A 25,854-nucleotide genomic window follows, 5' to 3' on the forward strand; every position below is an offset into this window, starting at 1 on the left:
ATAAGAAAACTACTCACATATCAATAGTTAATCTACAAAAGTTGGTTTTATAGCAGACAAATATAGACTATAATTCTATAAGTATTTTATATAAATAAAATAAGCTATACATTTTAAGGTTTAAAAAAATGGATCAAAAAAATGCAAAAGTAATTTCTTTGCTACAGCAAAAAGGTGGCTCTGGCAAAACTACAACTGCTATAAATATTGCTTGTGGATTGAAAGAGTTAGGTTATAAGGTTGTTATAATAGATATGGACAAAGATAAGCCTGACGCTTATATGTGGATGACAAAAAATGATGAGTCTGAAGGGTTTGTTTATAACTTGGATGAAAAAAGTGTCAGAGAGAAAGTCTCTGAGCTAAAACCAGGCTTGGATTACATTGTTATTGATACACCGCCTAACTTTCAAACAGCAGCCTTAAAATCGGCTTTATTATCTGATTTGGTAGTTATTCCATGCTCACCAAGTGGGATGGACCTATCTGGACTTATTGAGGCAAAAGATCTGGCTTTAACAGCAGATAAACCATACAAGTTTTTTGCAAATAGAGTGCAAATGCAATCTAATATGTCGAAAAGTCTGATGGATTTCTTTGAAGAGGATGGTAACTTTTTTGAAGCATATGTTTCTCAAAGTGTTAAGTTTATCGAGTCTGAGGCAGAAGGCTTATATATTGGTGATTATGCAAAGCAAAGCAAAGTTCATATACAGGTTAAAAAGCTTGCTAGAGAAATAACAGAATTCTTCGGAGAGAATAATGGCTAAGAAAGTATCATTAATGAATCGTAAAGTTAATCAAAAAGTTCATGATACTGTAGGGCAAGAAAAAAAAGACATACTTAGAGCAATGCAACTTCAAGAGCTTAATGAGCAGGCTAGTAAAGTAGGCCAACTTTTTGAATTACCTTTGAGTATTGTACAACCTGATAAAGATCAACCACGTAAGACTTTTAAGAATATTGATTCATTAGCTAAAAGTATTAAAGAAAATGGCGTGATTCAGCCAATTATTGTTACAACCAAAAAAGATGATGGTTTACATTATATAATCGCAGGTGAAAGAAGATATTTAGCAAGTAAAGAGGCTGGTCTTACGACAATTCCCTGTATAGTTAGGCAAGAAGAGTCTGATGCTAGTATTGTACTTTTGCAACTTTTAGAAAATGATCAGCGTGAAAGTGTCTCACCTTTTGAAGAAGCTGATGCTCTAAAAGATTTGATAGACAATAAACAAATGAAAAAATCTGATATTGCTAAAATCTTAGGAAGAGATAATAGCTGGATTTCTATGCGTCTTAAAATTTCTGATTCTGATCAGAATATTCGTGAGCTATCTGAGAAGGGAATTATAGATGATGTAAGAACACTTTATGAATTAAAGAAGTTTGCTGAAGAGATTCCTCAGGGAGCTCAAGAGTTTGTTAAAAGAGCTCTAGAAAACAAAATATCTGGTTCTTATCGTGCGGCAATTACAAGGTATAGAGATAATTGGAAACGCAAAGCAGAGATCTTAGATGATTCAAAAGTAGATGTAATAAATATCAAAGATATTTCTAAAGACAAAAATTTGCTAAAAATAAAAGGTTCTCGATTAGGTGGTAAATCTCATACATACACCTTCGAAATTACTGAAGAGTTTAAGAAAATATTATTTGAAGCATTAATAAAATAGAGTCACAAAATAACAAAAATGAAAATAGCAATTTTACAGACAGATCATATACCTGAACATCGAAGGGTAGTTTCAGGAGGAAATTATCCGGATATGTTTGCTAATCTATTTTTTAAATTATCAGTTGTTGTTGATTTGGATATTTTTGATGTAACAGAACAAGAGTATCCTGAAAATTATGATATTTATGATGGTTTTATAATAACAGGTAGCAAAGCTACAGCATTTGATAAGTTAGCATGGATAACTCGACTGAAATCTGAAATAGTTAAGTTATACAATAAAAATAAAAAAATAATAGGAATCTGCTTTGGGCACCAAATACTAGCCCAAGCTTTAGGTGGCAGAGTAGAGCGTGGACCTAAAGGTTTTGCCGTAGGTGTAAGAAATGTTAAGGTTCTAAATAAGAAAAGTTGGATGGAACCATTTCATAACTATCTAAGTTTGTTATTTTACCATCAAGATATGGTTGTAGAGTTACCTGAAGGTTCTGAGCTTATAAGTACAAGTGATTATTGTAAAGTGCAAATGTTTTGTATAAACAATCATATATTAGGAATTCAGGCACATCCAGAGATGCTAAAGGTTCATAACCATGCCTTGATAAAAGAGTATCAGGATGATATTAAAAATGAATTTCAACATGCTTTAGAGAGCTTGAGGATAAGAGATAATAGTTTGATAATAGCTCATTGGATGGTCAATTTTTTTGAGCATAAGGATAATAAATAATATGAATATAAATAGACTTGTAGTTTTTGGTGATAGCCTCTTAGATAATGGCAATATTATGAAAACTCTTGATATACCTGGCAAGCCTTATTTTGATGGAAGATTTTCCAATGGCTTTGTTTCTACTGAATATCTAGCTGAATTAATAGCCAAAGAACAACAATCAAAAGAGGTTAAACATAAGAATTATGCAATAGGTGGAGCTTTAACACATGGTCCTAACCCGTCCTCGCTGCTTAAGCATCATGCATTCCCTGTATCTCAACAATTAGCAAGGTTTGAAAATGAAGAAGGTAGATTTGCTAGTGATGATATGGTTATTATAAATGGTGGCGCTAATAACTTTATGTTTACTGTTTATAATGAAATACCATATATAAACTTAACAGCAAAGCTTAGAGTTGCTAGAGATCTTAAAAAAATTCTTAGAAAAGCTATTTTAATGGGGGCAAGAAATATAATAGTTTGGAATATTCCTGATGTAACAAGAGCTCCTGGCTATAAGGAATATCTATCTAATTGGGTTGGTAAGTTTTTTAAATCATATTTGCAGTTAAATATTAATCTACAAAATGGTTTACTAAGAAATAGAGTTGCAGATTTACAGATGTTATTCCCAGAGGTAAATCTTAAGCTTTTTGATTTTTTTACATTATTAAATGACTGCATGGATAGCCCTATGAAATATGGTTTTGAGAATGTTACTGATGCTTGTATAGATAGTTATGGAGGTGCTGACTCATTAGGTAATATTCAGTATGATATAGAGATACTAGGTGATCCTGAAAAATATTTATGCTGGGATTATTGTCATCCAACAGCGAAGGCAAATAAAGTTGTAGCAAACAGGATGTTTGAGCTATGGAAGTTTAACGTATAGTCGCCTTTAGTTTTTTCTAATTTGTTAATTTTTCTCTTTAGTTTTAAAAGTTTCATTTATGTTCAAATAACATGATAAAAATTGTTTTTTATCATGCATTAAATATCTGTTTGGGTGTCCATAACTCACTATAAAAAGTCTAAATAATTATATTAAGTTTTAATTACTTCTTTTAGAATAGTTTAAACCTAATTATTTAAGCCTTCTATGAGGGATATTCTATGAGAAAAATATGTTATATAAGTCATTCATATCTTAAATGATTTATCAAATAATACAAAAGTACATATAGTATGAAATTTTCCAATATATGTATTTGACTTTTAATCAAAATCCCATATTTATAAATAATTTTAGAAAAGAGTAATAGAATAAAATGATTAACTATAAAAAATATATCAAAATCTTCAAAGAGAAGATTCAAACTAATAAAAAAATATATAGTATTTTTGTGATTATTATATTAATACTAGTATGGTCAATATTAGGTGATATTGGATTAATTATAGGAGTTATATATTTAATCTTAAGATTACCAATTATTAAAAAACAAATTGCCAAGTTAAGAAATAGAAAGATATTTTCTATATTTGTGATTGTTGTAACTTTCCTTATATTTGGTTTAATTTTTGGATCTGCTGAATTAATGCAGACATTAACTAATTATAGAATGGCAAAGTTCAGACCTGAGCCAGATAGTGTGACTTCTACTAAGATAAAAGAAACTGGCTGGAAGCGAAGTATTGATACAATTGGTGAAGTTCAAGCTGTTCAAACCACTCAAATTTCTACGCAATCTGGTGGTATTATTAGTAAAATTAACTTTGTAAGCGGGCAAGAAGTAAAAAAAGGTGATTTGTTATTTGAGCTTGATACTAGCCAATTAAAGGCAGATCTTGAAGAGGCTCTATCAAACTTGAAACTAGCAAGAGTAACATATGAACGTTATAAAAGTTTAGCTAAAGAGCGAGCAACATCTAAAGAAAGTGCTGATAAAGCTGCCGCTAGTTATCTTTCAGCATTAGCTAAAGTGAAAAATATAGAGTCACAGATTGGCTTTAAAGAGGTGAGAGCTCCTTTTGATGGCAAGATCGGTATTCGAAATATTAGTTTAGGACAGTATTTTAATAATGGGGATAATGCGGCAACTTTAGCAAAAATTAATCCAGTGTTTATTAATTTTGCAGTGCCACAGAATAAACTAAGTTTAATTCATCTTGGTCAGAGTATAAGCTTTTATTCTGATTCATATAAAGGACAAAAATTTTCTGCAAAAATAACTGCTATTAACTCCTTTATCAATAATTCAAATAGATCAATCATTGTTCAGGCAACTTATAAAAATCCTGAACATAAGATACTACCTGGGATGTTTTTGAATATTCATATTAACTTACAAAATGAGAAAGACGCTGTGGTAATACCTAGGAATGCTATAAATTATTCTTTATATGGGCAGTCTGTACTAACTCTTACTCAGGAGCTAGATTCATTAGGAAAACCTAAAAAGGCTATTTATACATCTACTGAGGTAGATGGAATGAAAACAGTTAGAACAAATAAAAACTTATATAAAGTAGGAGAGGTCAATATTAAGGTTTTGGAAACTCGTAATAATCTAGCTTTAGTTTCGGGTTTAAAACCAAATACTATGATTGTTACCTCAGGTCAAAATAAGGTTCATAAAGGCATGGATGTTATGCTGAATAATACCATTAAGTTGGATAATAATATTTATACTCAAGGTGATGATATATAATGAAATTTATTGATATTTTTATATGTAGACCAATATTATCAATAGCTATAAGCTTGATGATAATTGTTGTTGGTATTGGGTCATATTTTACGTTACAAGTAAGACAGTACCCTTATTTAAATAGTGCAAATATTACTGTAACTACCACTTATCCCGGAGCTAGTCCATCGACAATACAGGCTTTTGTTACAAGACCTATAGAAGAGTCTGTGGGAGCTACTAGAGGGATTGATTATATGACCTCTCAGTCAGCATTAGGAACAAGTACAATAACGTTATACGTTAAGTTAGGAGATGACCCAAATACTGTGTTATCTGAAGTCGTACAAAATGTGAATGCTGTTTTAAATAAACTTCCGAAAGATGCTTATTCTCCTACAATAAAGCTGCATCCGGCATCAACATTTCCTCCTTTGTTGTTAGCATTTACTAGTAAGAGCATGACTATACCTCAAATATCTGCTTATATAAATGCAGCAATAGTTCCAAAGCTACATTCTGAAGGAGGCTTGTCTGATGTTCTTGTGTGGGGGAATGAGCCATATGCAATGAGAGTTTTTCCAAATAAAAATAAAATGGCAGAATATGGGATTTCTCCAAGCGATTTAAACAATGCTATAGCAGCAAATAGTTTAGTTTCTGCAGGAGGGCAAATTCAAGGGCCATACCTAAACTATACATTAAATCCTGAGACAAGTATTTCTGATGCTCAAAGCTATAAAGATTTAATTATCAAAAAATCTAATGATCAAGTTATAAGATTAAGAGATGTAGCTAAAGTTCAGTTAGGTCCTCAGGATTATAAAACTTATGTTCAATTTCAAGGTAAGCCTACTGTATTAGTAGGGCCTGTTGTATCTCCAGATGCTAATATCCTTACTGTAGTAGATAGATTGGTAAAAAGTGTTCCAGAAATTAGAAAAACTCTTCCAAATGGTTTAGATCTTACGATAGCATATAATAGTACGGTATATATTAAAGATTCAATTAAAGACGTTGTTTATACATTAATTGAGGCAATTATTATTGTTGCTTTTGTAATTTTCTTATTCTTAGGGTCATTTAGGGCAGTACTTATCCCTATTGTATCTGTGCCACTATGTTTAATAGGTAGTTTCTTCTTGATGAAAATCATGGGATTCTCTATAAACCTTCTGACCTTGTTAGCAATGATATTATCAATAGGTCTTGTAGTAGATGATGCTATTGTTGTGTTAGAGAATATACATCGACATATTGAAGATGGTCTAGATCCTTTTACTGCAACGATTAAAGGAGCAAGAGAGGTTGCAACACCTCTTATACTGATGTGTCTTACACTAGTTATTGTTTATGCGCCAATAGGCATGATGAATGGATTAACTGGGCAGTTATTTACTGAGTTTGCATATTCCTTAGCAGGAACAGTTCTGATATCAGGACTTGTTGCATATACTTTATCTCCAATGTTATGCTCAAAAATTCTTCAAGAAAATACATCAGAGTCAAAATTTGCACAATTTATAAATCATGCTCTTGATAATGCAGCTAGTACATATAAAAAGCTACTAATAATGGTACTAGATGTTAAGCCTACCTTCATTGTAATTGCAATAGTTGTTTTAATCAGTTGTTTTGTAATGGTACGTGGAATAAAATCTGAATTAGCACCAGTAGAAGATCAAAATTATGTTGGTGTAATGGCAACAACACCTTCAGCAGCTAATCTTAATTATCTAAAAGTTTTTAGCTCAGCATTAGCTAAAGTTCAAGATAAGATTCCTGGTAAACAATATTCGTTTGTTTTAGATGGAGTAATGGGTACAAACTCAATTATTGGAGCAGTTGTTATGAAACCTTCAAATGAAAGAAGTGTTTCTCAACAAACTACTGCAAAAGTACTTCAGTCTAAGCTAAATGAAATTCCAGGTATGGTTGCTTTTAGCTATCAAAATCCATCACTTCCTGGAGTTGATCATGGCGCGGATGTTTCATTAGTGATACAAAGCACAAGTGATTATGTATCAATTAATCAAGTTACAAATAGTCTTATTGATAAAATGAATAAAAGTGGTTTATTCTCATATGTAAATAGTGATTTACTTTTTGATAACCCTGTTGTCGATTTGTCTATAGATAGAACCAAAGCAGGTGCTTTAGGTATCACGATGTCAGACATTTCTAAAACATTGCAAAACTCGTATGCAGGTGGGTATATAAATCACTTTTTCTTACAAGGTTATAGTTTTGAATTAATACCACAGTTACCAAGAAACCAAATGTTAACACAGGAGCAGTTAGGTAGTATATACATTGAATCAGATAAAATAGATAATATGTTTAACTCAGAAGTTCCTTTATCAGCATTGGTTAGTTTTAAACAGTTGGTCAACCACTAACCTTAAATACTTTCCAGCAACTAAACTCTGTGACTGTATCAGCAATGTTAAGTCCTGGAGTATCAGAAGGACAGGCAATAGATTATATTAAAAAACTGACTGATAGTAACTTACCTGCGGGTTTTTCATATTCATTTTCTGGAGCATCACGCCAATTCCTTCAAAATGGTAATACTATGATGATTGCATTTGGATTTGCTGTGGTTCTTATTTTCCTAGCTTTGGCAGCACAATTTGAGAGTTTTAGAGATTCTTTAGTTATTCTTGTAACTGTACCTATGGCTATATCAGGAGCGTTAATACCATTGTATTTAGGACAGTTTTTTAATAAAGATTGGGCATCTTTAAATATTTATACACAGCTTGGTTTAGTCACACTAATTGGTCTTATATCCAAACAGGGGATTATGGTAGTTGAGTTTGCTAATAAATTACAGGTAGAAGATAATCTAAGCAAATATGATGCAATAGTTAAGTCTTCTTCACAGCGATTTAGACCTATATTAATGACTGTATTAGCTATGATTATAGGGGTTTTACCTTTAGTTGTAGCTTCAGGAGCAGGATCAGTTAGTCGTCAGTGTATTGGTATTGTTATAGCATCTGGTTTAATGGTAGGAGCTGTGTTTTCTTTATTTATACTACCTGTTATGTATATGTATATATCATCAGATAAGCAAAAGTCTGTTAGGATGAAAATCGAAAATAAACAGAAAATAGAAAGAGTCAATAATAGAGAAGTATAAATCTTCAATATGATTAAATTATAGGTGATCAAAATAGTTTTAGCATATATTGCCCAAAAAAATTTATATAAAGACAAGTATAATATAGAATTACTATAAGCTTGCTTCTAAATACTTTATTCTTTTATGCTTGGAGATACTTTAACTATTGATTTTGAACCAGATAGTTATTTAGACTCAACAGTTGTATTAAAATCCGAAATTAAAAACTATAGTGAAGAGTCTAAATATCATAACCATTCTAAAGCTCAGTTAATATTACCAATAAGAGGATCTGTGCAATCAAATATTGAAGGAGATATTTGGGTAGCTCCTCTAGGGAGTGCATTATGGATTCCTAGCTATATTTACCACAATAGTTTGATAAGTAAATATAGTGAAGTATGTATGGTATTTATTAATAGATCCATGCTTGAGGAGATGCCAGAGAAAGCTTGTGTAATATATATATCACCATTAATAAAAGAACTAGTTTTACATTTGTCGCAACAAAGAATAGTAGACCAATTAAAACCTAAAAATCAAAAAATAGGTAGTGTATTAGCTGATCAACTATCAAATATGTTACCAACTTCTTATAATTTCTCGCTACCTAATGAGGGTCTTTTGCAAGAGGTGGCTTTAGAGTGGTTTAAAGAACCAATTAAGTATAAGTATATTTCTGATATGGCTTATAGATGTTCAGTTAGTGATAAAACGTTATCAAGGAAAATTAAGAAAAATATTGGAATGAGTTTTAGTGATTGGAAAAAACAATTACATATTGTTGTAGCATTACAGAAGTTATATGAAGGTTATTCAGTAGAATGGGTATCTAGCTATTTGGGATATGAGTCAACGAGTACTTTTGTTACCTTCTTTAAAAGGATTTTTAAATGCTCACCTAAAAAATATATTAAAGACTATTGTCAGAATAACTCTTAAATATCCTCGATTGTTATTTTCTCAGGACTTGCAACGAAAAACGAAAAAAGAACCATAATGATTGCTACGCAAATGCAGATAGTAAGAGGTAGTTCCCAGCTTGAGGTTATCTGATGGAATAACCCTGCTATAACAGGTCCTAAAGCTGCTAGTATATATGCTACTGATTGAGATTTTCCAGAAAGAACAGCTGCTATCTGAGCATTACTAGTTCTAACTCCTATCAATATTAAGCTAACCATAAATGTACCACCAATTCCTATTCCTAGTATTACTACAGCAATGAATGTAAGAATATTAAGTAAAAGGAATAAAATACCTAAGAAGCTACATAGTGCTAATAATAAAGAAACGATGTTTTTATCCTTTAATGTTTTCATTAGAGGGATTATTATTAATACGGGTAAACTAGAAGACATTTGGAATAATCCTGCTAAATAACCAGCATCTTGGATAGAGTAGCCTTGGCTTTCTAAAATAGAAGGAAGCCATGTAGAAAGAGTATACATTAAGATCGCACTACTTGATAAAAAAATACTTATCTGCCATGCTATTTTAGATTTCCAAACATGGCTATGTATATTCGTAGAACTATTGTTTTGGGGTAATAGAGTCTTATTTTTAAACTGAGGTAGCCATATAATTATAGCTATTATACCAAGAATTGCAACACTAGCTAACGCTAATGAGAGGCTTGAGTTACCAGAGAAAGAAAATTTTTGTGCTAGATGCATAACGGGTATCATTAAGCTAATAGTTACCCAAGATCCCAATCCCATCATTAGTCCATATATTGATATCATGAGAGGTATGTTATTTGGGAACTTTTGTTTTATAAAAACAGGCATAAGAACATTAGATATAGTAATGCCGATGCCAATAATGATAGTACCTAGGAATATTGAGTATGTATTTATATGGGAGCGTATTACTATTCCGACGCTTATTAGCACTAGAGATATCATCAAGTTTGCTTCTAGAGAGCGTTTTTTTGCAAAGGAAGATATAAATAATGATAACGTTGCAAAAATTAGCAATGGTAAGCTGACCAATAATCCAGCAGTTACAGGAGATATATTGATCATATTTACAATATTGCTAAGAAGAGGTGATATAGATGTAATAGGGGCTCTTAAAATGGCAGCTATTAAAACAATTCCAATAAAGGAAATAAAGATATGTTTAGTATTTTTCATTTGATTGTTTATAGGTTCTGACGCATTTGTATATTATGATCTTTATTTCTTTTTTCTGGGAGACTATTTATTTGGTTTAAAGGACATTTTAAATTAAAACAAGCATATTTAAATAAGGTATTTACCCCTTAAAGCCAGTTGCTACAATATAGAACTCTCGTGATTTGGGTCTTGAAGATTTAGGTTTAAATTGAATTACCTTAGTAAAAGATTCTTTAACTAACTTTAGATACTCATCGCTCCCTTGCCCTTGAAAAACTTTTGCTACAAATATCCCATTGTTTTTAAGGTTAGTATTAGCAAAATCTAAAGCTAGCTCTAAAAGGTATATTGATTTGGCTTGATCAGATGTTTTATTACCGCTAAGATTAGGTGCCATATCTGATACTATACAATCAATTTTCTGTCCATTAACAAGATCATTCAGCTTTTCATAAGTCTCATCACTTGAGAAATCACCCTGAATAAAGTCAACTCCGGCTATAGGTGCCATCTCAAGCAGGTCAAGAGCAATAAGTTTGCTATTATTACCAATATATTTTACAATCTGCTCAGACCATCCACCTGGTGCAGCACCAAGATCAACCACGAAAGTATTTGGCTTGAAAATTTTATATTTATCTTGAATCTCAAGGATTTTAAAACTTGCTCTACTTCGATAGCCTAGCTTATTTGCTTGTTTAACATAAAAATCAGAAGTATGATCTTGCATCCAACGTTTAGTATTTGAGGCTTTTGACATTTAGAATTATGGATTATTCTTATTTAAGATTTAATATTATAAATAATTTCTGTCTTAAGTTAAAAGTTTTTATAATTCATTTAGGTTGATAAGTATATTAAAAAAAAAGCTTTACCGTTATAATTTGTGATATTAAATATATTGTTTTTAATAGAATGAATAAAAAAATTTTAGCAATGTGCTTAATCTCGTTGGCTATAAGCTCATGTACAACTGTAAGTGAAGGTATAGATGATAATATAGAGCATTATAAGAAGTTAACTAGATATAGCGAAATAAGGGCCGTTGATTATACAACGCATACAAATAGTGTTGAAGGTGTTGATTTTCTAGTTGCAAACTATCCAGATCAAATAATTAATCTTGATGGAAGTAATGATTTCGATAAGAGATATAATAAGCTAATTAGTTACTTGAAAGATAATGGTTATACCATTATGTCTAATCAGAAGCTTCCTCTTACAGCAACTGTGATTGCTGAGGTTAATAAGCCTATGCCAGACCTTAAGTATATAGGTGTTATAATGCAACAAAATACTCGATTGCAGCAAACTGTCTATAATATCTCTTATGGAGGTAATAAATTTAAAGCACGTCAGTTTTATAATGACTACAAAAAAACACTATGATTTTTTCTTGGTGAATAAAGAGGCAAGGATTAATAATATAACTCCACATGTAATAGCAGAGTCAGCTATGTTAAATGATGGCCAGTGATAATTCCCAATATGAAAATCTAGAAAATCAACAACGTATCCTCTAAAAGCACGATCATAGAAATTACCTAAAGCCCCACCCAAAATAAGTGAGAATGAAAATAGGTTAAGCTTTGCATCGATAGGTTGTTTGATAATTAAGTAGATAAGAACTATAGCAGCTATTAATGAGATTATTGAAAACATCACCATTTGCCATGATGTTTGACTATTGCTTAAAAGGCTAAATGCAGCACCATGATTATACAAGAGGGTAAAGTTGAAAAAGCTAGTTATTTTAACAGGCTGAGCAAACTCTAAAGTAGTATTTGCAATATGCTTTGTATATAAATCAGCAGCTATAATAATAATTGCTAAAACAAAATACTTTATTTTAGGTTTAAGCAAATTCACGAGACTCTCCAGTTTCTGTTGTGATATTTTCAACACAACGACTACAAATATCTTGATATTCCTCATTTTGCCCAACTGTAGAGCTACGATGCCAACATCTTTCACATTTTGGTTCTTCTATTTTATTGATATCAATAAATAAACCAGTGATTTGTGCTTCAGTTGAGTCTGTAGATCTTTCTTCGATAGGCTTTAAATTTGCTTTAGAAGATATCAATAAGAATCTAAGCTCATTTTCTAGCTTTTTAAGAAGACTGTATTTTTCGTTATCAGCATATAATGTTATCTCGGCCTCTAGAGAAGCTTTAACGATATCTTCATTTCTTTTTATTTCTAGTACTCTATTTACCTCAGAACGAATTTCTTGTATTTTTGTCCAGAAGTCTAGGTTTAGTTCATCATTTGAGTCAAATGACTTAAGCTCTGTATACCATTCGCAAAGTTGTATAGGTAAGTCGGTTGTTTTTGGAGTAGCTTCCCAGATTTCATCAGCTGTGTATGATAGTATTGGAGCCATCCATCTAACTAAAGCATGAACAATATGATAGATCGCCGTTTGAGCTGATTTACGTGGATGTCCATCAGTTTTTGCAGTGTACTGTCTATCTTTGATAATATCTAAATAGAAACTTCCCATTTCAACTGAACAGAAATGGTGTATCAGCTGAGCAACTGTATGCGTTTGGTATTTCTCATATGCATCTATGATTCTATCTTGGAACTCTTTAGTCTTTGCAATTGCCCATTGATCTAATTTAACTAACTTATCAAACTCTATAATATCTGTTTCTGGGTTGAAACCATTTAGGTTAGATAGTAAAAATCTAGCTGTATTACGTAGTCTACGATAAGTATCAGCTGTTCTTTTTAGAATCTGATCAGAGACTGCCATTTCACTTTTATAATCAGTAGAAGCTGTCCAAAGACGTAATATGTCAGCGCCAAGAGTATTATAAATATCTTGAGGAGAAGTTACATTTCCTAAAGATTTTGACATTTTACGACCGTGTTCATCAACTACAAATCCATGTGTGAAGACTTCTTTATATGGTTGACTACCTTTAGCAGACATACCAACTAGTAGAGAAGTTTGGAACCAGCCACGATGTTGATCAGAACCCTCTAGATATAAATCAGCAGGGTAGCTAAGACGTTTATCTATATCTAAAATACACATACTAGATGAACCAGAGTCAAACCAAACATCTAAAGTATCTTTTACAGATCTGTAGCTATCTGTTTCAGAGATGAAGTCACTGTCATCAGCATTAAACCATGCTTCAACACCACCTTTGTCTATTTTTTCTGCTACTTTATGTAGTATTTCAATAGTATTTGGATGTAGTTCCTCGGTTTCTTTATGGATAAATAAAGGTAGAGGCACTCCCCAAGTTCTTTGGCGAGAGATACACCAGTCAGGTCTATCTTTGATCATTCCCTCTATACGAGCTTGTCCCCAGCTTGGAGCCCAGTTTGTTTCTTTGATAGCTTCTAATGCTTTATTACGTAAGCCTTCTTTTTCCATGCTAATAAACCATTGTGGTGTAGCTCTAAACATAAGAGGAGATTTGTGGCGCCAGCAGTGTGGGTAACTATGTTTAATTTTATCAAAGTTCATTAGGCGTTTCTTCTCACCTAAAAGCTCTACGATTCTATCGTTAGCTTTAAAGATAAATTCACCAGCAAATAATTTAGTATTTTCACTATAACAACCATTTCCTTTAACAAAAATTTCCATAGATAAATCATGCTCTTTACCTAAGGCGAAATCTTCGACACCATGTGTGGGCGCTGTATGTACCATACCAGTACCAGAATCATCAGTTACATGATCACCGTGTAATATCGGTACATGACGGCTATAGAAAGGATGTTCAGCAATAATTCCTACTAACTTCTCACCAGTAGTAGAAGCGACAATATTAGCATTATCGATAGCGTATCTTTTTAATGTTTGCTCTACTAAGTTTTCTGCAAGGATTATATATGAATCTTCTATTTTTATTAGGCTATAGTTTAGATCGTTGCGAACAGCTATAGCTTGGTTAGCAGGTAGTGTCCAAGGCGTAGTTGTCCAAATAATAGCAAAAGCTTCATGATTTAAAGAATCTATTCCAAATGCTTCAGCTAATTTAGCTTGATCTTTAATCTTAAATTTTACATCGATAGCAGGTGAGACTTTATCTGCATATTCAACCTCAGCTTCTGCTAGCGCTGATCCACAGTCAGTACACCAGTGAACAGGTTTAAATCCTTTACTTAAATGTCCATTTTCTACAATTTTAGCCAGTGTTCTAATCATATTAGCTTCATAGCTAAAGTCCATTGTTAAATATGGTTGCTCCCACTCGCCTAAGACACCAAGTCTTTTGAAATCTTTCTTTTGTATTTCAACTTGCTTTTTTGCATATTTGCGACATTCTTTTCTAAAGGAATCTTCAGAGATTTTCTGACCAGCCTTTCCTTGTTTTTTCTCAACCTGCAGTTCAATTGGAAGTCCATGACAGTCCCATGTTGGAATATATGGGGCATCATAGCCACTTAGAGTTTTAGATTTGACTATTATATCTTTAAGTATTTTATTCACAGCATGACCAACATGAATACTACCATTTGCATATGGAGGTCCATCATGAAGAACAAACTTATCACGACCTGCAAAATGCTCTCTAATTTTTTTATAAATACCTTGTTTTTCCCATTTGTTAAGAATCATTGGTTCCTTGTTTGCTAAGTTCCCTTTCATGGAGAAAGAAGTCTTTGGGAGGTTTAATGTGTCTTTATAGTCACTCATTTGAATTCCTTAGGTATTTAATAATAGTTAATATTGAGATTTTAAAAAATTACTTAAGCACAAATTATAATGTACAACGGAGGTTATGTTAATAGTCTATAATGTAGTAATTAAACTTTTTGCTTTTTTTACATCTTGAGATATTTGAAATTTTAACTCTTCGAAAGATTTGAACTTTTTCTCTTCTCTAATGAAATCTACGATTTCTGTAGTAATATGTTTACCATAAATATCTTTGTCAAAATTAAAGATATGGGTTTCTAAAAGGTTGTTTTTACCATCTATAGTGGGTCTAGTTCCTGCATTAGAAATGCCATAGTAACTTTCATTGTTTTCAAAATGAACCTTAGTTAGAAATACTCCTTTTAGGGCTGAGTTTTTTGGGAGTTTTTGGTTTGCTGTATGAAAGCCGATTTTTCTACCATTTTTTTGACCATGAATAACACGAGAGTTAATTTTAAAAGTTTTTCCTAGTAGCTTATTTGTTTGTTTTAAGTCATGAGTTGCAATTGTTTGGCGTATTTGGCTACTACTAATACGATGGTTATCAAGATTTAATGTCGAGATTTTATCAACCTTAAAATTATATTCACAAGAGAATTTTTCTAGAAGATCATAGTCACCTTTGCGTTTTTTACCAAATTTAAAATCATCGCCAACGATTATATGTTTTATGTTTAATTTACCTACTAAATATTCTTTAATAAATGTTTCTGCTTCAATATTTGCAAAATCAGAATTAAATTTTTGGCATATTATATTTTCTAAACCAAATTCATGTAGGTTTATAGCTTTGTTTCTGAAGTCATAAATTCTAGTAGGAGCATTCTCTTTTAGAAAGAATTCTTTTGGTAAGGGTTCAAAAAATAAAATATAAGTCTCTAATTGATTTTTTTTAGCAATTGATTTTAATTTTTTTATGATTGCTTGGTGACCTAAATGGACACCATCAAAAGATCCTATTGCAACTGCTGAGGGTTTAGATTTTTTGATTTTTTTTAAGTTAGTGATGATTTTCATTGTAAAGATAGTTTAAAGCAGTTTTTTAAAGGCATATAATAACCTAATAGTATTCATTTTTTGTTGAAAAAAAGCAACTACTGTTAGATACTTATTAGTTAGAAGTTTTTTAATGTACTTGTGTAAAATATTTTTTAAGTGGTTTTGTCATGGAAAGACGTGTAAAGAGAATAAGAAAATTACGAAATAAAAGCGGTAAGGTTTTTGCAATTGAGACAAATCTTACGGGTAGGCAACTACTCAACAATAGAGTTTTGAATAAAGACGTTGCTTTTAGCCAAGAAGAAAGAATAGCTTTTGATTTGCTTGGATATCTTCCTGAAAAAGTTGAAAGTTTAGAGGAACAGGCGATAAGAGTTAAAAAGCAGCTTGATATTAAACCGACATCTCTGGAAAAGTATGTTTTCTTAAATAGGCTTCATGATTTAAACACAACACTTTTTTATCACTTCGTACGCGAACATCTGCAAGAAATTATGCCTATTATATATACACCGACTGTAGGTGAAGCCGTACAGAAGTATAGTAGTCAATTTAGGAAACAAAATGGACTTTTTATATCAATAAACCATAAGAGACATATTCCTAGAATTTTAGAGAGATATGAATATAACAGTATTGACCTTGTTCTTGTAACAGATGGTGAAGCAGTCCTTGGTATAGGAGATCAAGGTATTGGTGGTATGAATATCAGTATTGGTAAGATTATGGTTTATGTAGCTGCTAGTGGTATAGATCCTGCAAGAGTTCTACCTGTACAGCTTGATATGGGTACTAATAATGATGATCTACTTTCGGCTCCTGGGTATCTAGGTGTGCGCTTGCCAAGAGTCTCTGGTGAAACATATGATGAGTTTATCGAAGAGTTTGTAACTCAAATTAAGGCTAGATTCCCGAATGTGTTTTTACATTGGGAAGATTTAGGTAGAGATAATGCTACACGTATATTAGAGAAGTACAAAGAAAAGTTATGTACTTTTAATGATGATATTGAAGGTACAGGTATTGTTGCCGCAGCTAACTGTATTGCTGCGATTAAGACAGCGATGACAATTAGGGTTAACTCTGGTGAGTTAACTGAAGAAGAGGCGATTGGAAGTATTTGTGACCTTAAGATAATCATTTATGGTGCAGGTAGTGCAGGTTGCGGTATTGCAAGACAGCTTGCTGATGTGATAGCTGATAGAGCGGGAATCTCAATTGAACAAGCTAGAAAAAGTATTTATCTTGTTGATAGGTATGGTTTGGTATGCGATAAGCTAAGAGCAAAAAGAATTACTCCTGAACAGAAACCTTTTGTTAAAACAAGCGATGAAATAGATAAATGGAAAGTTGAGGATTTTGATTATATTACTCTAGAAGAAACTGTGAAGAATGCAAAGCCAGATATCCTAATAGGGACTTCTGGGCAGCCAGGGTCATTTACAGAAGAGATTGTAAAAACAATGGCTGATTGTAATAATTATCCTATTATAATGCCATTGTCAAATCCAACATCACTTTGTGAGGCTTTACCTGAAGATATTATTAAATGGACTGATGGAAAGGCTCTTATAGCAGCAGGAAGTCCTTTTGCAGATGTTGAATATAATGGTCGAGAATACAGAATATCACAAGGTAATAACGCATTTATATTCCCTGGCTTAGGTCTAGGCTCTGTCGCAGTTCATGCTAAAGTTTTGACTAATGGTATGATCAGAGCAGCATGCTATAGATTAAGTGAACTATCGCCGATGGTAATTAATGAAGATATAACACAACCATTGCTAGCAAATATATCAGACTTGGTTGCTGTAACTAAGGAGATAACAAAAGCAGTGGCAAAACAGGCGATATTAGAAGATGTCCATGGTGTTGATGTAGACTTAGAAGATCTAACACCTGATGAGCTTGATGATGAAATTACTAGATTAATTAACCTGTCTTCTTGGACACCAACGTACGCTCCGTATATGCCAATATAGTGGCTTTGCTCTAAATTTTTCCTTTTTTGTTTTTACATAAATTTAAGTCAATTATTTGCTGCATAATTTATTGAAAATATATCTTTATGGTGGTAAAAATATTAACTGATTTTTAATATGGCTTTAATATATAGAAATATTATTTGTAGTTGTTAATGTCTTAATCTACTTCATTTTAATACCTCTCACCTTGTTTCTATAAGTTATATTTTTTGCTGTAAAAATATTGAAACCTAAATTTCCATCGTGCAGAATCTTTAAGATTAGTTTAACTTTTGTTTAATTTTAGGGAACATGATTGTGGCAGGAAAGTTTAAGAAGAGCTTTATTTTAAGTAGTTTATTATTATGTTGTGGGCTTGGATATTCTGAGAACTCTCCAACGGTTGTTTCTCAAGGGGGTCCTTTAGGAGCAGTTAGTATTGGTGCTCAGAATGTTAATGATGCTTCAGCTAGTACAGGTGCTTCAAAAAACGCTGGATCAAAAGCATCACAGCAATCAAGTGCTCAAAGTTTAAATGAAAAACAAATGTTGTTGGAGTTACAAAAACAAGTTAAACAGTTACAGGGTCAGTTATTACAAATTAAGGCTCAAAAATCTAGTATTCAAAATACATCTAATGAGAATACACAGTTTTCTACATATGGTAGAAAGGTTTATGATAATAAACCAAACTCCCTTAGTGGTCAGGACTTAGCTGATTTAGCAAGTGGTCAAAATCCTGCTGATATTATGCAGAACGTTAACGCAAAGAGTTCAATTGTTGATTTAAGTGATAAATCATTAGGAGGGGTATTTAACCCTAGTGGAGGTATTGACGTAGGTGGGGCTCCTGCAATTACTACACAAGGTCAGGTTACTTTCCTAGGTTCATTCTCGGGTAACAACAGTATTCCTATCGGACAGATTGGATCGAGTCTTTTTGCTTCAACATTATTGGGTCAGAGAGAAAAGTTTGATGATTATTCAATCTTCTTTGGTGGATATTTGGAAGCAGATGCTCAAACATGGTTTGGAAGTAGTGGGGCGGGAAGTAGTGGTAGTAAGCCTAATACCGTAGAGCTATCACCAACTGGGCAAAATATCTATTTAACAGCAGCTAGACTATATTTCTTAGCAAATGTTGGTCATTACGTGACATTACAGTTTGACTTTGATACTGATGAGAGTAGTGGCTTTAGTTTAGGTAATGCTTTTGCAATCTTTGGGAATTTAGATACATCACCTTTCTTTGTGACAGTGGGTAGAAATAAGCTTTCTGTTGGATCATATGGAGGTGGTGGTACCTGGACAAATGGTATGACAAACTTCTTGAAACCAGGTAGAGCTACAAATATTTCAGTAAACTATAAGAGCCAAGTATGGAATGCTAACGTTACTGCTTTTGCAACAAATGATCAGAAAGCTGATTTTTCAACTGGTTTATTTTATGCAGATAGTTGGACTGAAGATTTAATTGGAGCTTTTAACGTTGGTTATGTTTATAATTTAAATGGCTCTGGAGATGGTTCAATACAGAACTTTATGAAAAATGCAAATCAAGAAGCTAAAGTCGTAGGTGGTTTTAACGTTGATGGTAACTTGACTTATGGTTTATGGGGCGGATTCTTAAACGTGGGTGCTGGTTGGTCGACTACTACAAATAAGGATGATTTTAATGGTGCTGGGACTAATGTTCTTGCTGGAGGGTGGTATGGTGCCGCTAACTATTCGATGGTATTGGGCGGAAGAAATACTAACTTTGGTGTTTCGTATGGTCAGTCATATAATGCAAGAAATATATCAATGGGCTTATCAGCATCTGCTGTAGCAGGACCATCGTCTACTACTGGAATACAGCGACAGCTTCTTGTTTCAGCTCAGCGCGCTTATTTTGATAATAATGTTTTATTTGGTCCGGAATATTCATATCAACAATTATATGATGGTAAGCATATGAATACAATTACCCTTGATATGTCAGTATACGTGTAATATTGAGTCATTTAAAATTAGTTATCTTATCTTTGGTAGCTGTCTAAAATATTTATTTTTTCTATTGATTTATAATATCTTCTTAGTAAAATAAAAGTCGAAGTGTTAGTATTTTTTTAGTGATAGAAAGGGATTTTATATTACCTAAAAATTATATGAACTTGAGCTTAAATCAAGGTTTATATGATTCAAATTTGGATTAATAAAAGTATCTTTTTAAAAAGCGCAATCTAAATGAAACTAACATTAGTATAATTATAAAATTGAGGCTAATATGTCTTAGAGTTATCTTATTGTGTAGATGTTATGTTGATTAATAGACATTGTTATCTACTTGACATTTTGAGGACATGATTTGGCTATTAAATTCTAAATTTGTAATATATTGTTGTCAATATACTATAGCAAAATGTGGCGATACTAGTTATTGATAGGTGATCTAAGTCTAAGAAGACTAAGACAATGACTTTGTGAATGAGTTCACTGAGTAGTATTTTTATGTTTGGGGAGGCGTTATTTTGGTGAAAAAGTTTAAGAAAAACTTTATTTTAATTAGTGGTATGTTTATATGCTGTACATTAGGCTACTCAGAGAACGGTTCTCCAGAAGTTGTTTCTCAAGGAGGACCTTTAGGAGCAACAAGTATCGGTCAGCAAGATCTTAATACTTCTTCAGCCCCAACTTCGTCACAAGCTAAAGGCTCGTCATCATCACAGTCCTCAGCTCAAGATCCAAATGCTCAAAGTGTTAATGAGAAAGAATTATTGTTAAAGCTACAAAAACAAGTTGAACAGTTACAAGGGCAATTACAGCAAATTAAGCAACAAAACCAAGGTGGCAATATCAAAAATATGTCAGGTGGTGATTCTCAGTTTGCTACATATAGTGGTAGAGTATATGATAATCAACCAAATACTCCGCAAACAATAACTAGTGGTGACTTAAGTGCGACCTTAGTTGGTGGTCAAAGTGCTTCAGATATCATGGAGAATGTAAATGCTAGTAACTCAATAGTTGATTTAGGTAATAAATCATTAGGGGGAGTGTTTAATCAAAATGGTGGTATTGACGTAGGTGGTGCTCCTGCAATTACAACCCAAGGTCAGGTTACTTTCCTAGGTTCATATTCTGGTAACAACAGTATTCCGATTGGACAGATTTCATCTAACCTTTTTGCATCAACTTTATTAAGTCAAAGAGAAAAGTTTGATGACTATTCAGTTTTCTTTGGTGGCTTTATTGAAGCAGATGCACAGGCTTGGTGGGGTAGTAATAACATTGTTCCTCCATCATCAACAGGTACTGGTGGAATATCAGGTAATGGTCAAAATATTTACTTAACGAATGCTAAGCTATATTTCTTATCAAATCTTGGTCACTATGTAACAGCACAATTTGACTTTGATACATCTGAGTCAGGTACTTTTGGCTTAGGTAATGCCTTTGTAATATTTGGTAATTTAGATACATCACCTTTCTTTGTAACAGCAGGTAGAAGTAAGTTATCTGTAGGTACATACGGCGGTGGTGGTCCGTGGACTTCAGGTATCACAGACTTCTTATCTCCAGATAAGGTAACGAATGTCTCTGTAAACTATAAAGATCAAGTATGGAACGCAAACATATCAGTTTTTGGTTCTGATGACCAAACTGCAGATTTTTCAACGGGTCTATTCTATGCAGATAGCTGGACAGATAATTTGATTGGTGCGTTTAACGTTGGTTATGTTTATAATATGGCAGGTGCTGGTAATAGTTCACTAAGTAGTTACCTAAAAAATCAAAAGCTTTCAGCAGCAACACCAATAGGTGCATTTAACTTTGATGGTAACTTAACTTATGGTTTATGGGGTGGATTCTTAAACTTAGGTGCTGGTTGGTCAACAACTACAAATTCAGAAGATTTTAATGGTGACGGTAGTAATGTACTTGCTGGAGCATGGTATGGTGCTGCTAACTACTCGATGGTGTTAGGTGGTAGAAATACCAGTTTCGGTGTTTCATACGGTCAGTCATATAATGCAGCAAATATTCCGATGAGCTTATCAGCATCTCCAGTAAATGGCAATAACACTACCTCAGGAATAAAAGAACAGCTTATTATCAGTGGTAACAGAGCATACTTCGATAATAATGTTTTATTTGGTCCAGAATATTCATATCAAAAGTTATATAGTGGTCAGTATATGAATACTATCACTCTGGATATGTCGGTATATATATAATATATTTTTCTAAAAGAATTTCATTTGCTGAAAATAACTAAAAGAAATATCTTTAACTTTTTAATAAAAAAAGATATAGCTTTATAAACTAATATAAATAGAGTAACATTAGCGTAAATATATAAGTTATAAAATATAAGGACAAATATGTCTTTTTTAGTTGCTATAGTAGGTAGAGCTAATGTTGGTAAATCAACATTATTTAATGTGCTTACTAATTCTAGAGATGCTTTAGTTTTCGATTTTGAAGGAGTAACGCGTGATCGTCAATATGGTCAAGCAAAATATGATGATCTTGATTATTTAGTGGTTGATACTGGTGGTATCTCAGATCAGGATGTTGGTTTTGATGAGTTTATGGCAAAACAATCTGAGATGGCTATAGATGAAGCTAATCTAGTATTTTTTGTTGTCGATGGTAGATCTGGACTAACAGCAGGTGATGAATATGTTGCTAATCTACTACGTCAAAGAGATAAAAAAGTAATAGTTGTAGTTAACAAAGTTGATGGTGTAGATGAAGAGGCTGCTATGGCTGAATTCTATAGCTTTGGTTTTGATAAAGTCTTTGCAATATCTGCTGCACATCGTCGAAATACTCAAAAACTAATAGATAAGTTTTTGAAAAAACCATTGAATGAATATTACCAAGACTATACTCAGACAGGCGAGCACAAAGAGCAGTTACGTCATGGGATTCATTTTTCATTGATAGGTAGACCTAATGTGGGTAAATCAACTCTTACAAATAGAATGCTTGGAGAAGATAGGGTTGTAGTATTTGATATGCCGGGGACAACTATTGATAGTGTTAGTATTCCATTTGAAAGACATGGACAGAAATATACTATAGTAGATACAGCTGGGGTGCGTAAAAGAGGTAAGGTAAAACAAACGCTAGAGAAATTCTCAGTAGTTAAGACTTTACAAGCTATACAAGATTCAAATGTTGTTGTGGCTGTGGTTGATGCTAGACAAAGTATCTCAGATCAAGATCTAAGTTTGATACATTTTGCAATTAAAAATGGTCGAGCTCTTGTGTTAGCTGTCAATAAATGGGATGGCATGACAGAAGAAGATCGTAATAAAGTTAAAGAAGATATCAAAAGAAGATTATATTTCTTACAAGATTATGTGGATATTCACTTTATATCAGCTCTTCATGGTACAAACGTTGGTCATGTTTTTGAGTCTATAAAGACTGCTTATGAATGTGCAAATAGGAAAATAACTACAGCAGATGCTACAAAACTATTACAACTAGCTATAGATGCTCATTCACCTCCAATGGTGGGTAAATTTAGAATAAAGCTAAAATATGCTCATGTAGGTGGTCATAATCCTCCTGTAATTGTTATACATGGTAATCAAGTAAGTAAACTACCACATTCATATAAGAGATATTTAGAAAATTTCTTTAGAGAAGCTTTAGAATTTAGAGGAACTCCTATAGTATTTGAGTTTAAGCAATCAGAAAACCCATTTGCGACTAAGAAAAATAAGAGATCAAAAGATGAAGGCAGTAAGAGTAAAAAAGTTAAATAATATTGCTGATGAAATAACAATAAATATTAGTGGTGCAAAAAATGCTTTATTGCATTTGATATTCGCGAGCTTAATTCCAGATACAAAAACTACGTTTAGTAATGTTCCAACAACTTTATTAGATTACAAAGGTGCAAAGGAAATACTGGAGAGTGTTGGAGCTGTTGTTACAGAAAAATGCGAAGATGTAACGATTAATACAAAAGCAATATCAACTGAAACATTAGAGTTATGTGGCCAGATGACTTCAAAAACGCGCTGTTCTTTAATGCTTTTAGGCTCTATGTTAAAGAAAAAAGGGCGTGTAAAAATTGGTTTTCCTGGAGGTTGTAGCTTTAGTGAGAAAAGGCCTTTTGATATCCATCTTGAGGGGCTAGAAGCGCTAGGCGCTAAGGTAACATTAGCAGAAGAGCATATTGAGGTTGTTTATAAAGAAGAAAAAGATGCTGAGTTTAAGATGCCTTTTCCTTCTGTTGGAGCAACTATGAATTTAGTTATGTATGCTGTTATCGGTAATTCGGAAGTTATACTTGAGAATGTTGCTCTTGAACCTGAAGTTGTTACATTAATTGATTATCTGAATAAATGTGGTGCTAATATCAAATTTGATATTGAAAGTAGAAAGATCAGAATATTAGGTGTTGCAAGACTGTTAGGTTGTGAATTTGAGATAATTTTCGATCGTATTCAGGCAATGACTTATGCTGCGATGGCATATTTATACAAAACAAATGTAACTATTACAAATATAAATACTGAAGACATTTATAATATTTCAAAGCCTCTAGAGAAACTGACTAATGCAACTGCTAAATGGGAATATGATCAAAAAAATAAATCTCTAAAGTTCTTTGGTAAAGATAGTAATATTAAGGGTGTTGATATTATAGCAGCGCCATTTCCTCATTTTCCAACAGACTTACAGCCAATATATGCTGTGATGTTATTTATGGCAAATAGCTGTAGCACTATCCAAGATACTGTTTATCCTGAGAGAATAAATTATGTATATCAAATTCGTAAGATGGGCTTTGATATTTCTATAGATAATAATTTGATTGAGATAAAACCTGTAAAAACTCTTAAAAATATTCGTCCAGCTGTGATGAGTGTAAAAGATTTACGCGCTGGGATGGCTTGTCTGATGGCAGGCTCGTTACTTGATGAGTTTTCGACTATAAATAATGCTCATCAGATATTTAGAGGGTATAATAACCTTATAGAGAATATGTCTCATTTTATGCAAATAGAGATTTTAGATAATAATGTTTAGGTAAATAATGTCACAATATATATCTTTAGAAAAATATAATACTTATAGAATTAAATCATTTGCAAAACATGTTTATTTTCCTAGTAATGAAAATGAGCTTCTAGAAATTGTAGATAGACATGAAAAATTATTTTTTCTTGGTAATGGTAGTAATGTAATCTTTTCTAAAGAATATTATGATGATGAAATAGCCTTCGTTATTTTTTGTAAAAATTTTAACTCTTTTTGTATTTCTGATTGTGAGGTAGATGTCCAAGCAGGTGCCCTGTTACAAGATTTAGCATTAGCAACATATGACACTGGTTTAAGTGGTGTTGAGACATTTTATGATGTCCCAGCTAGCTTAGGTGGTGCTTTAATAATGAATGCTGGAGCTTATGGCGATGAGATATATACCTACATTAAAAGTGTTAGAGTTTTAGATCTTAATAAGAAAGAAATAATAGAGTATAAAAAAGAAGATATAGAGTATGGCTATAGGTATTCTATGTTTAAAAATGATAATAATATTTGTATATTATCTGCGAAATTTGAATTTGAGAAAAAACCAAAACAAGAGATTAAAGCTAAGCTAGATGATATCTATTCACGTCGTTTGTCTAACCTCCCACAAAAACCTACAGCTGGAAGTGTATTTAAGCGACCTCAAGCAAATATGCCAGTAGGTGTTATGGTTGAGGAGCTTGGGCTTAAGGGTAAAACAATTGGCGATGCACAGATTTCACCTAAGCATGGTGGTATTATTGTTAATAATGGCAATGCTACAGGGAATGAGATAATACAACTTATTGAATTTATAAAAACTAAGGTTTTAGAGAACTATAATATAAAACTTCATGAGGAGCAGATAGTTATCTAAAGTGTTTGTACAAAATACTTTTCTATATGTCTAATATCTAATATACTTTGCTTAGGA

The 25,854-nt window shown here is 32.5% G+C and carries 18 protein-coding genes and 1 pseudogene; 14 read left to right on the forward strand and 5 right to left on the reverse strand.

Translation table 11 applies throughout. The annotated features are described in order from the left end of the window. The first annotated feature begins 128 nt into the window (after positions 1 to 128). From FIP56_RS02200 to FIP56_RS02230, 7 genes and pseudogenes are all read left to right on the forward strand, one after another. Positions 129 to 770: a ParA family protein gene (locus tag FIP56_RS02200; protein ID WP_192577340.1), complete on the forward strand. Its 642-nt coding sequence runs from the start codon at positions 129 to 131 to the stop codon at positions 768 to 770. Continuing rightward, the gene (locus FIP56_RS02205; RefSeq protein WP_192577341.1) at positions 763 to 1,677 is read left to right on the forward strand and encodes a ParB/RepB/Spo0J family partition protein; all 915 of its coding nucleotides are present in this window, start codon (positions 763 to 765) and stop codon (positions 1,675 to 1,677) included. Before FIP56_RS02200 ends, FIP56_RS02205 begins: the two co-directional genes overlap by 8 nt. Positions 1,678 to 1,695: 18 nt before the next feature. Next, the gene (locus tag FIP56_RS02210; protein WP_192577342.1) at positions 1,696 to 2,409 is read left to right on the forward strand and encodes a type 1 glutamine amidotransferase; all 714 of its coding nucleotides are present in this window, start codon (positions 1,696 to 1,698) and stop codon (positions 2,407 to 2,409) included. A gap of 1 nt (position 2,410) precedes the next feature. Continuing rightward, positions 2,411 to 3,289, forward strand: a complete 879-nt coding sequence (locus FIP56_RS02215; protein WP_192577343.1) for an SGNH/GDSL hydrolase family protein — start codon at positions 2,411 to 2,413, stop codon at positions 3,287 to 3,289. A gap of 376 nt (positions 3,290 to 3,665) precedes the next feature. Continuing rightward, positions 3,666 to 5,048, forward strand: coding sequence for an efflux RND transporter periplasmic adaptor subunit (locus tag FIP56_RS02220; protein WP_209451853.1), 1,383 nt, complete (start codon positions 3,666 to 3,668; stop codon positions 5,046 to 5,048). Next, positions 5,048 to 8,172, forward strand: a pseudogene (locus tag FIP56_RS02225) (efflux RND transporter permease subunit). Before FIP56_RS02220 ends, FIP56_RS02225 begins: the two are co-directional and overlap by 1 nt. A gap of 126 nt (positions 8,173 to 8,298) precedes the next feature. Further along, positions 8,299 to 9,096 carry a helix-turn-helix transcriptional regulator gene (locus tag FIP56_RS02230; RefSeq protein WP_192577344.1) on the forward strand — a complete coding sequence of 266 codons (798 nt, stop codon included), beginning with the start codon at positions 8,299 to 8,301 and terminating at the stop codon, positions 9,094 to 9,096. On the opposite strand, the gene FIP56_RS02235 is transcribed toward FIP56_RS02230, so the two are convergent. Continuing rightward, positions 9,093 to 10,292, reverse strand: a complete 1,200-nt coding sequence (locus FIP56_RS02235; RefSeq protein WP_192577345.1) for an MFS transporter — start codon at positions 10,290 to 10,292, stop codon at positions 9,093 to 9,095. The genes FIP56_RS02230 and FIP56_RS02235 overlap by 4 nt on opposite strands. Before the next feature lie 121 nt (positions 10,293 to 10,413). Continuing rightward, complete coding sequence (locus tag FIP56_RS02240; RefSeq protein WP_192577346.1) at positions 10,414 to 11,034, reverse strand: SAM-dependent methyltransferase; 621 nt, start codon at positions 11,032 to 11,034, stop codon at positions 10,414 to 10,416. 155 nt (positions 11,035 to 11,189) lie between these two features. Here FIP56_RS02240 and FIP56_RS02245 point away from each other — a divergent pair, with 155 nt between their 5' ends. Next, entirely contained in the window at positions 11,190 to 11,663 is a 474-nt protein-coding gene (locus FIP56_RS02245) for a hypothetical protein (RefSeq protein ID WP_192577347.1), read from the forward strand. Here FIP56_RS02245 and lspA read toward each other — a convergent pair. From lspA to ribF, 3 genes are all read right to left on the reverse strand, one after another. Next, entirely contained in the window at positions 11,658 to 12,143 is a 486-nt protein-coding gene (lspA, locus tag FIP56_RS02250; protein ID WP_192577348.1) for a signal peptidase II, read from the reverse strand. The genes FIP56_RS02245 and lspA overlap by 6 nt on opposite strands. Beyond that, a complete protein-coding gene (gene ileS / locus FIP56_RS02255; RefSeq protein WP_192577349.1) occupies positions 12,130 to 14,937 on the reverse strand; it encodes an isoleucine--tRNA ligase in 2,808 nt (935 codons plus the stop codon). Before ileS ends, lspA begins: the two co-directional genes overlap by 14 nt. A gap of 96 nt (positions 14,938 to 15,033) precedes the next feature. Further along, the gene (gene ribF, locus FIP56_RS02260; protein WP_192577350.1) at positions 15,034 to 15,957 is read right to left on the reverse strand and encodes a bifunctional riboflavin kinase/FAD synthetase; all 924 of its coding nucleotides are present in this window, start codon (positions 15,955 to 15,957) and stop codon (positions 15,034 to 15,036) included. A 149-nt stretch (positions 15,958 to 16,106) separates the two neighbouring features. On the opposite strand from ribF, the gene FIP56_RS02265 reads away from it, so the two are divergent. The 6 genes from FIP56_RS02265 to murB all read left to right on the forward strand — a co-directional run bounded on the left by FIP56_RS02265 (position 16,107) and on the right by murB (position 25,797). Then, positions 16,107 to 17,921: an NAD-dependent malic enzyme gene (locus FIP56_RS02265; RefSeq protein ID WP_192577351.1), complete on the forward strand. Its 1,815-nt coding sequence runs from the start codon at positions 16,107 to 16,109 to the stop codon at positions 17,919 to 17,921. Positions 17,922 to 18,221: 300 nt separating this feature from the next. Next, positions 18,222 to 19,895, forward strand: a complete 1,674-nt coding sequence (locus FIP56_RS02270) for a DUF3573 domain-containing protein (protein WP_192577352.1) — start codon at positions 18,222 to 18,224, stop codon at positions 19,893 to 19,895. A gap of 518 nt (positions 19,896 to 20,413) precedes the next feature. Beyond that, entirely contained in the window at positions 20,414 to 22,120 is a 1,707-nt protein-coding gene (locus FIP56_RS02275; RefSeq protein ID WP_192577353.1) for a DUF3573 domain-containing protein, read from the forward strand. Between the two features lie 147 nt (positions 22,121 to 22,267). Beyond that, positions 22,268 to 23,665, forward strand: coding sequence for a ribosome biogenesis GTPase Der (gene der, locus FIP56_RS02280; protein WP_192577354.1), 1,398 nt, complete (start codon positions 22,268 to 22,270; stop codon positions 23,663 to 23,665). Next, positions 23,634 to 24,938: a UDP-N-acetylglucosamine 1-carboxyvinyltransferase gene (locus FIP56_RS02285; RefSeq protein ID WP_192577355.1), complete on the forward strand. Its 1,305-nt coding sequence runs from the start codon at positions 23,634 to 23,636 to the stop codon at positions 24,936 to 24,938. The genes der and FIP56_RS02285 overlap by 32 nt, the downstream gene beginning before the upstream one ends. A 7-nt stretch (positions 24,939 to 24,945) precedes the next feature. After that, positions 24,946 to 25,797 (forward strand): UDP-N-acetylmuramate dehydrogenase, encoded by an 852-nt coding sequence (gene murB, locus FIP56_RS02290; RefSeq protein WP_192577356.1) that lies wholly within the window; start codon positions 24,946 to 24,948, stop codon positions 25,795 to 25,797. Positions 25,798 to 25,854: the final 57 nt, after the last annotated feature.

Origin of the sequence: Francisella sp. LA112445 (genome assembly GCF_012224145.1) — a bacterium.
Taxonomy (GTDB): domain Bacteria; phylum Pseudomonadota; class Gammaproteobacteria; order Francisellales; family Francisellaceae; genus Francisella.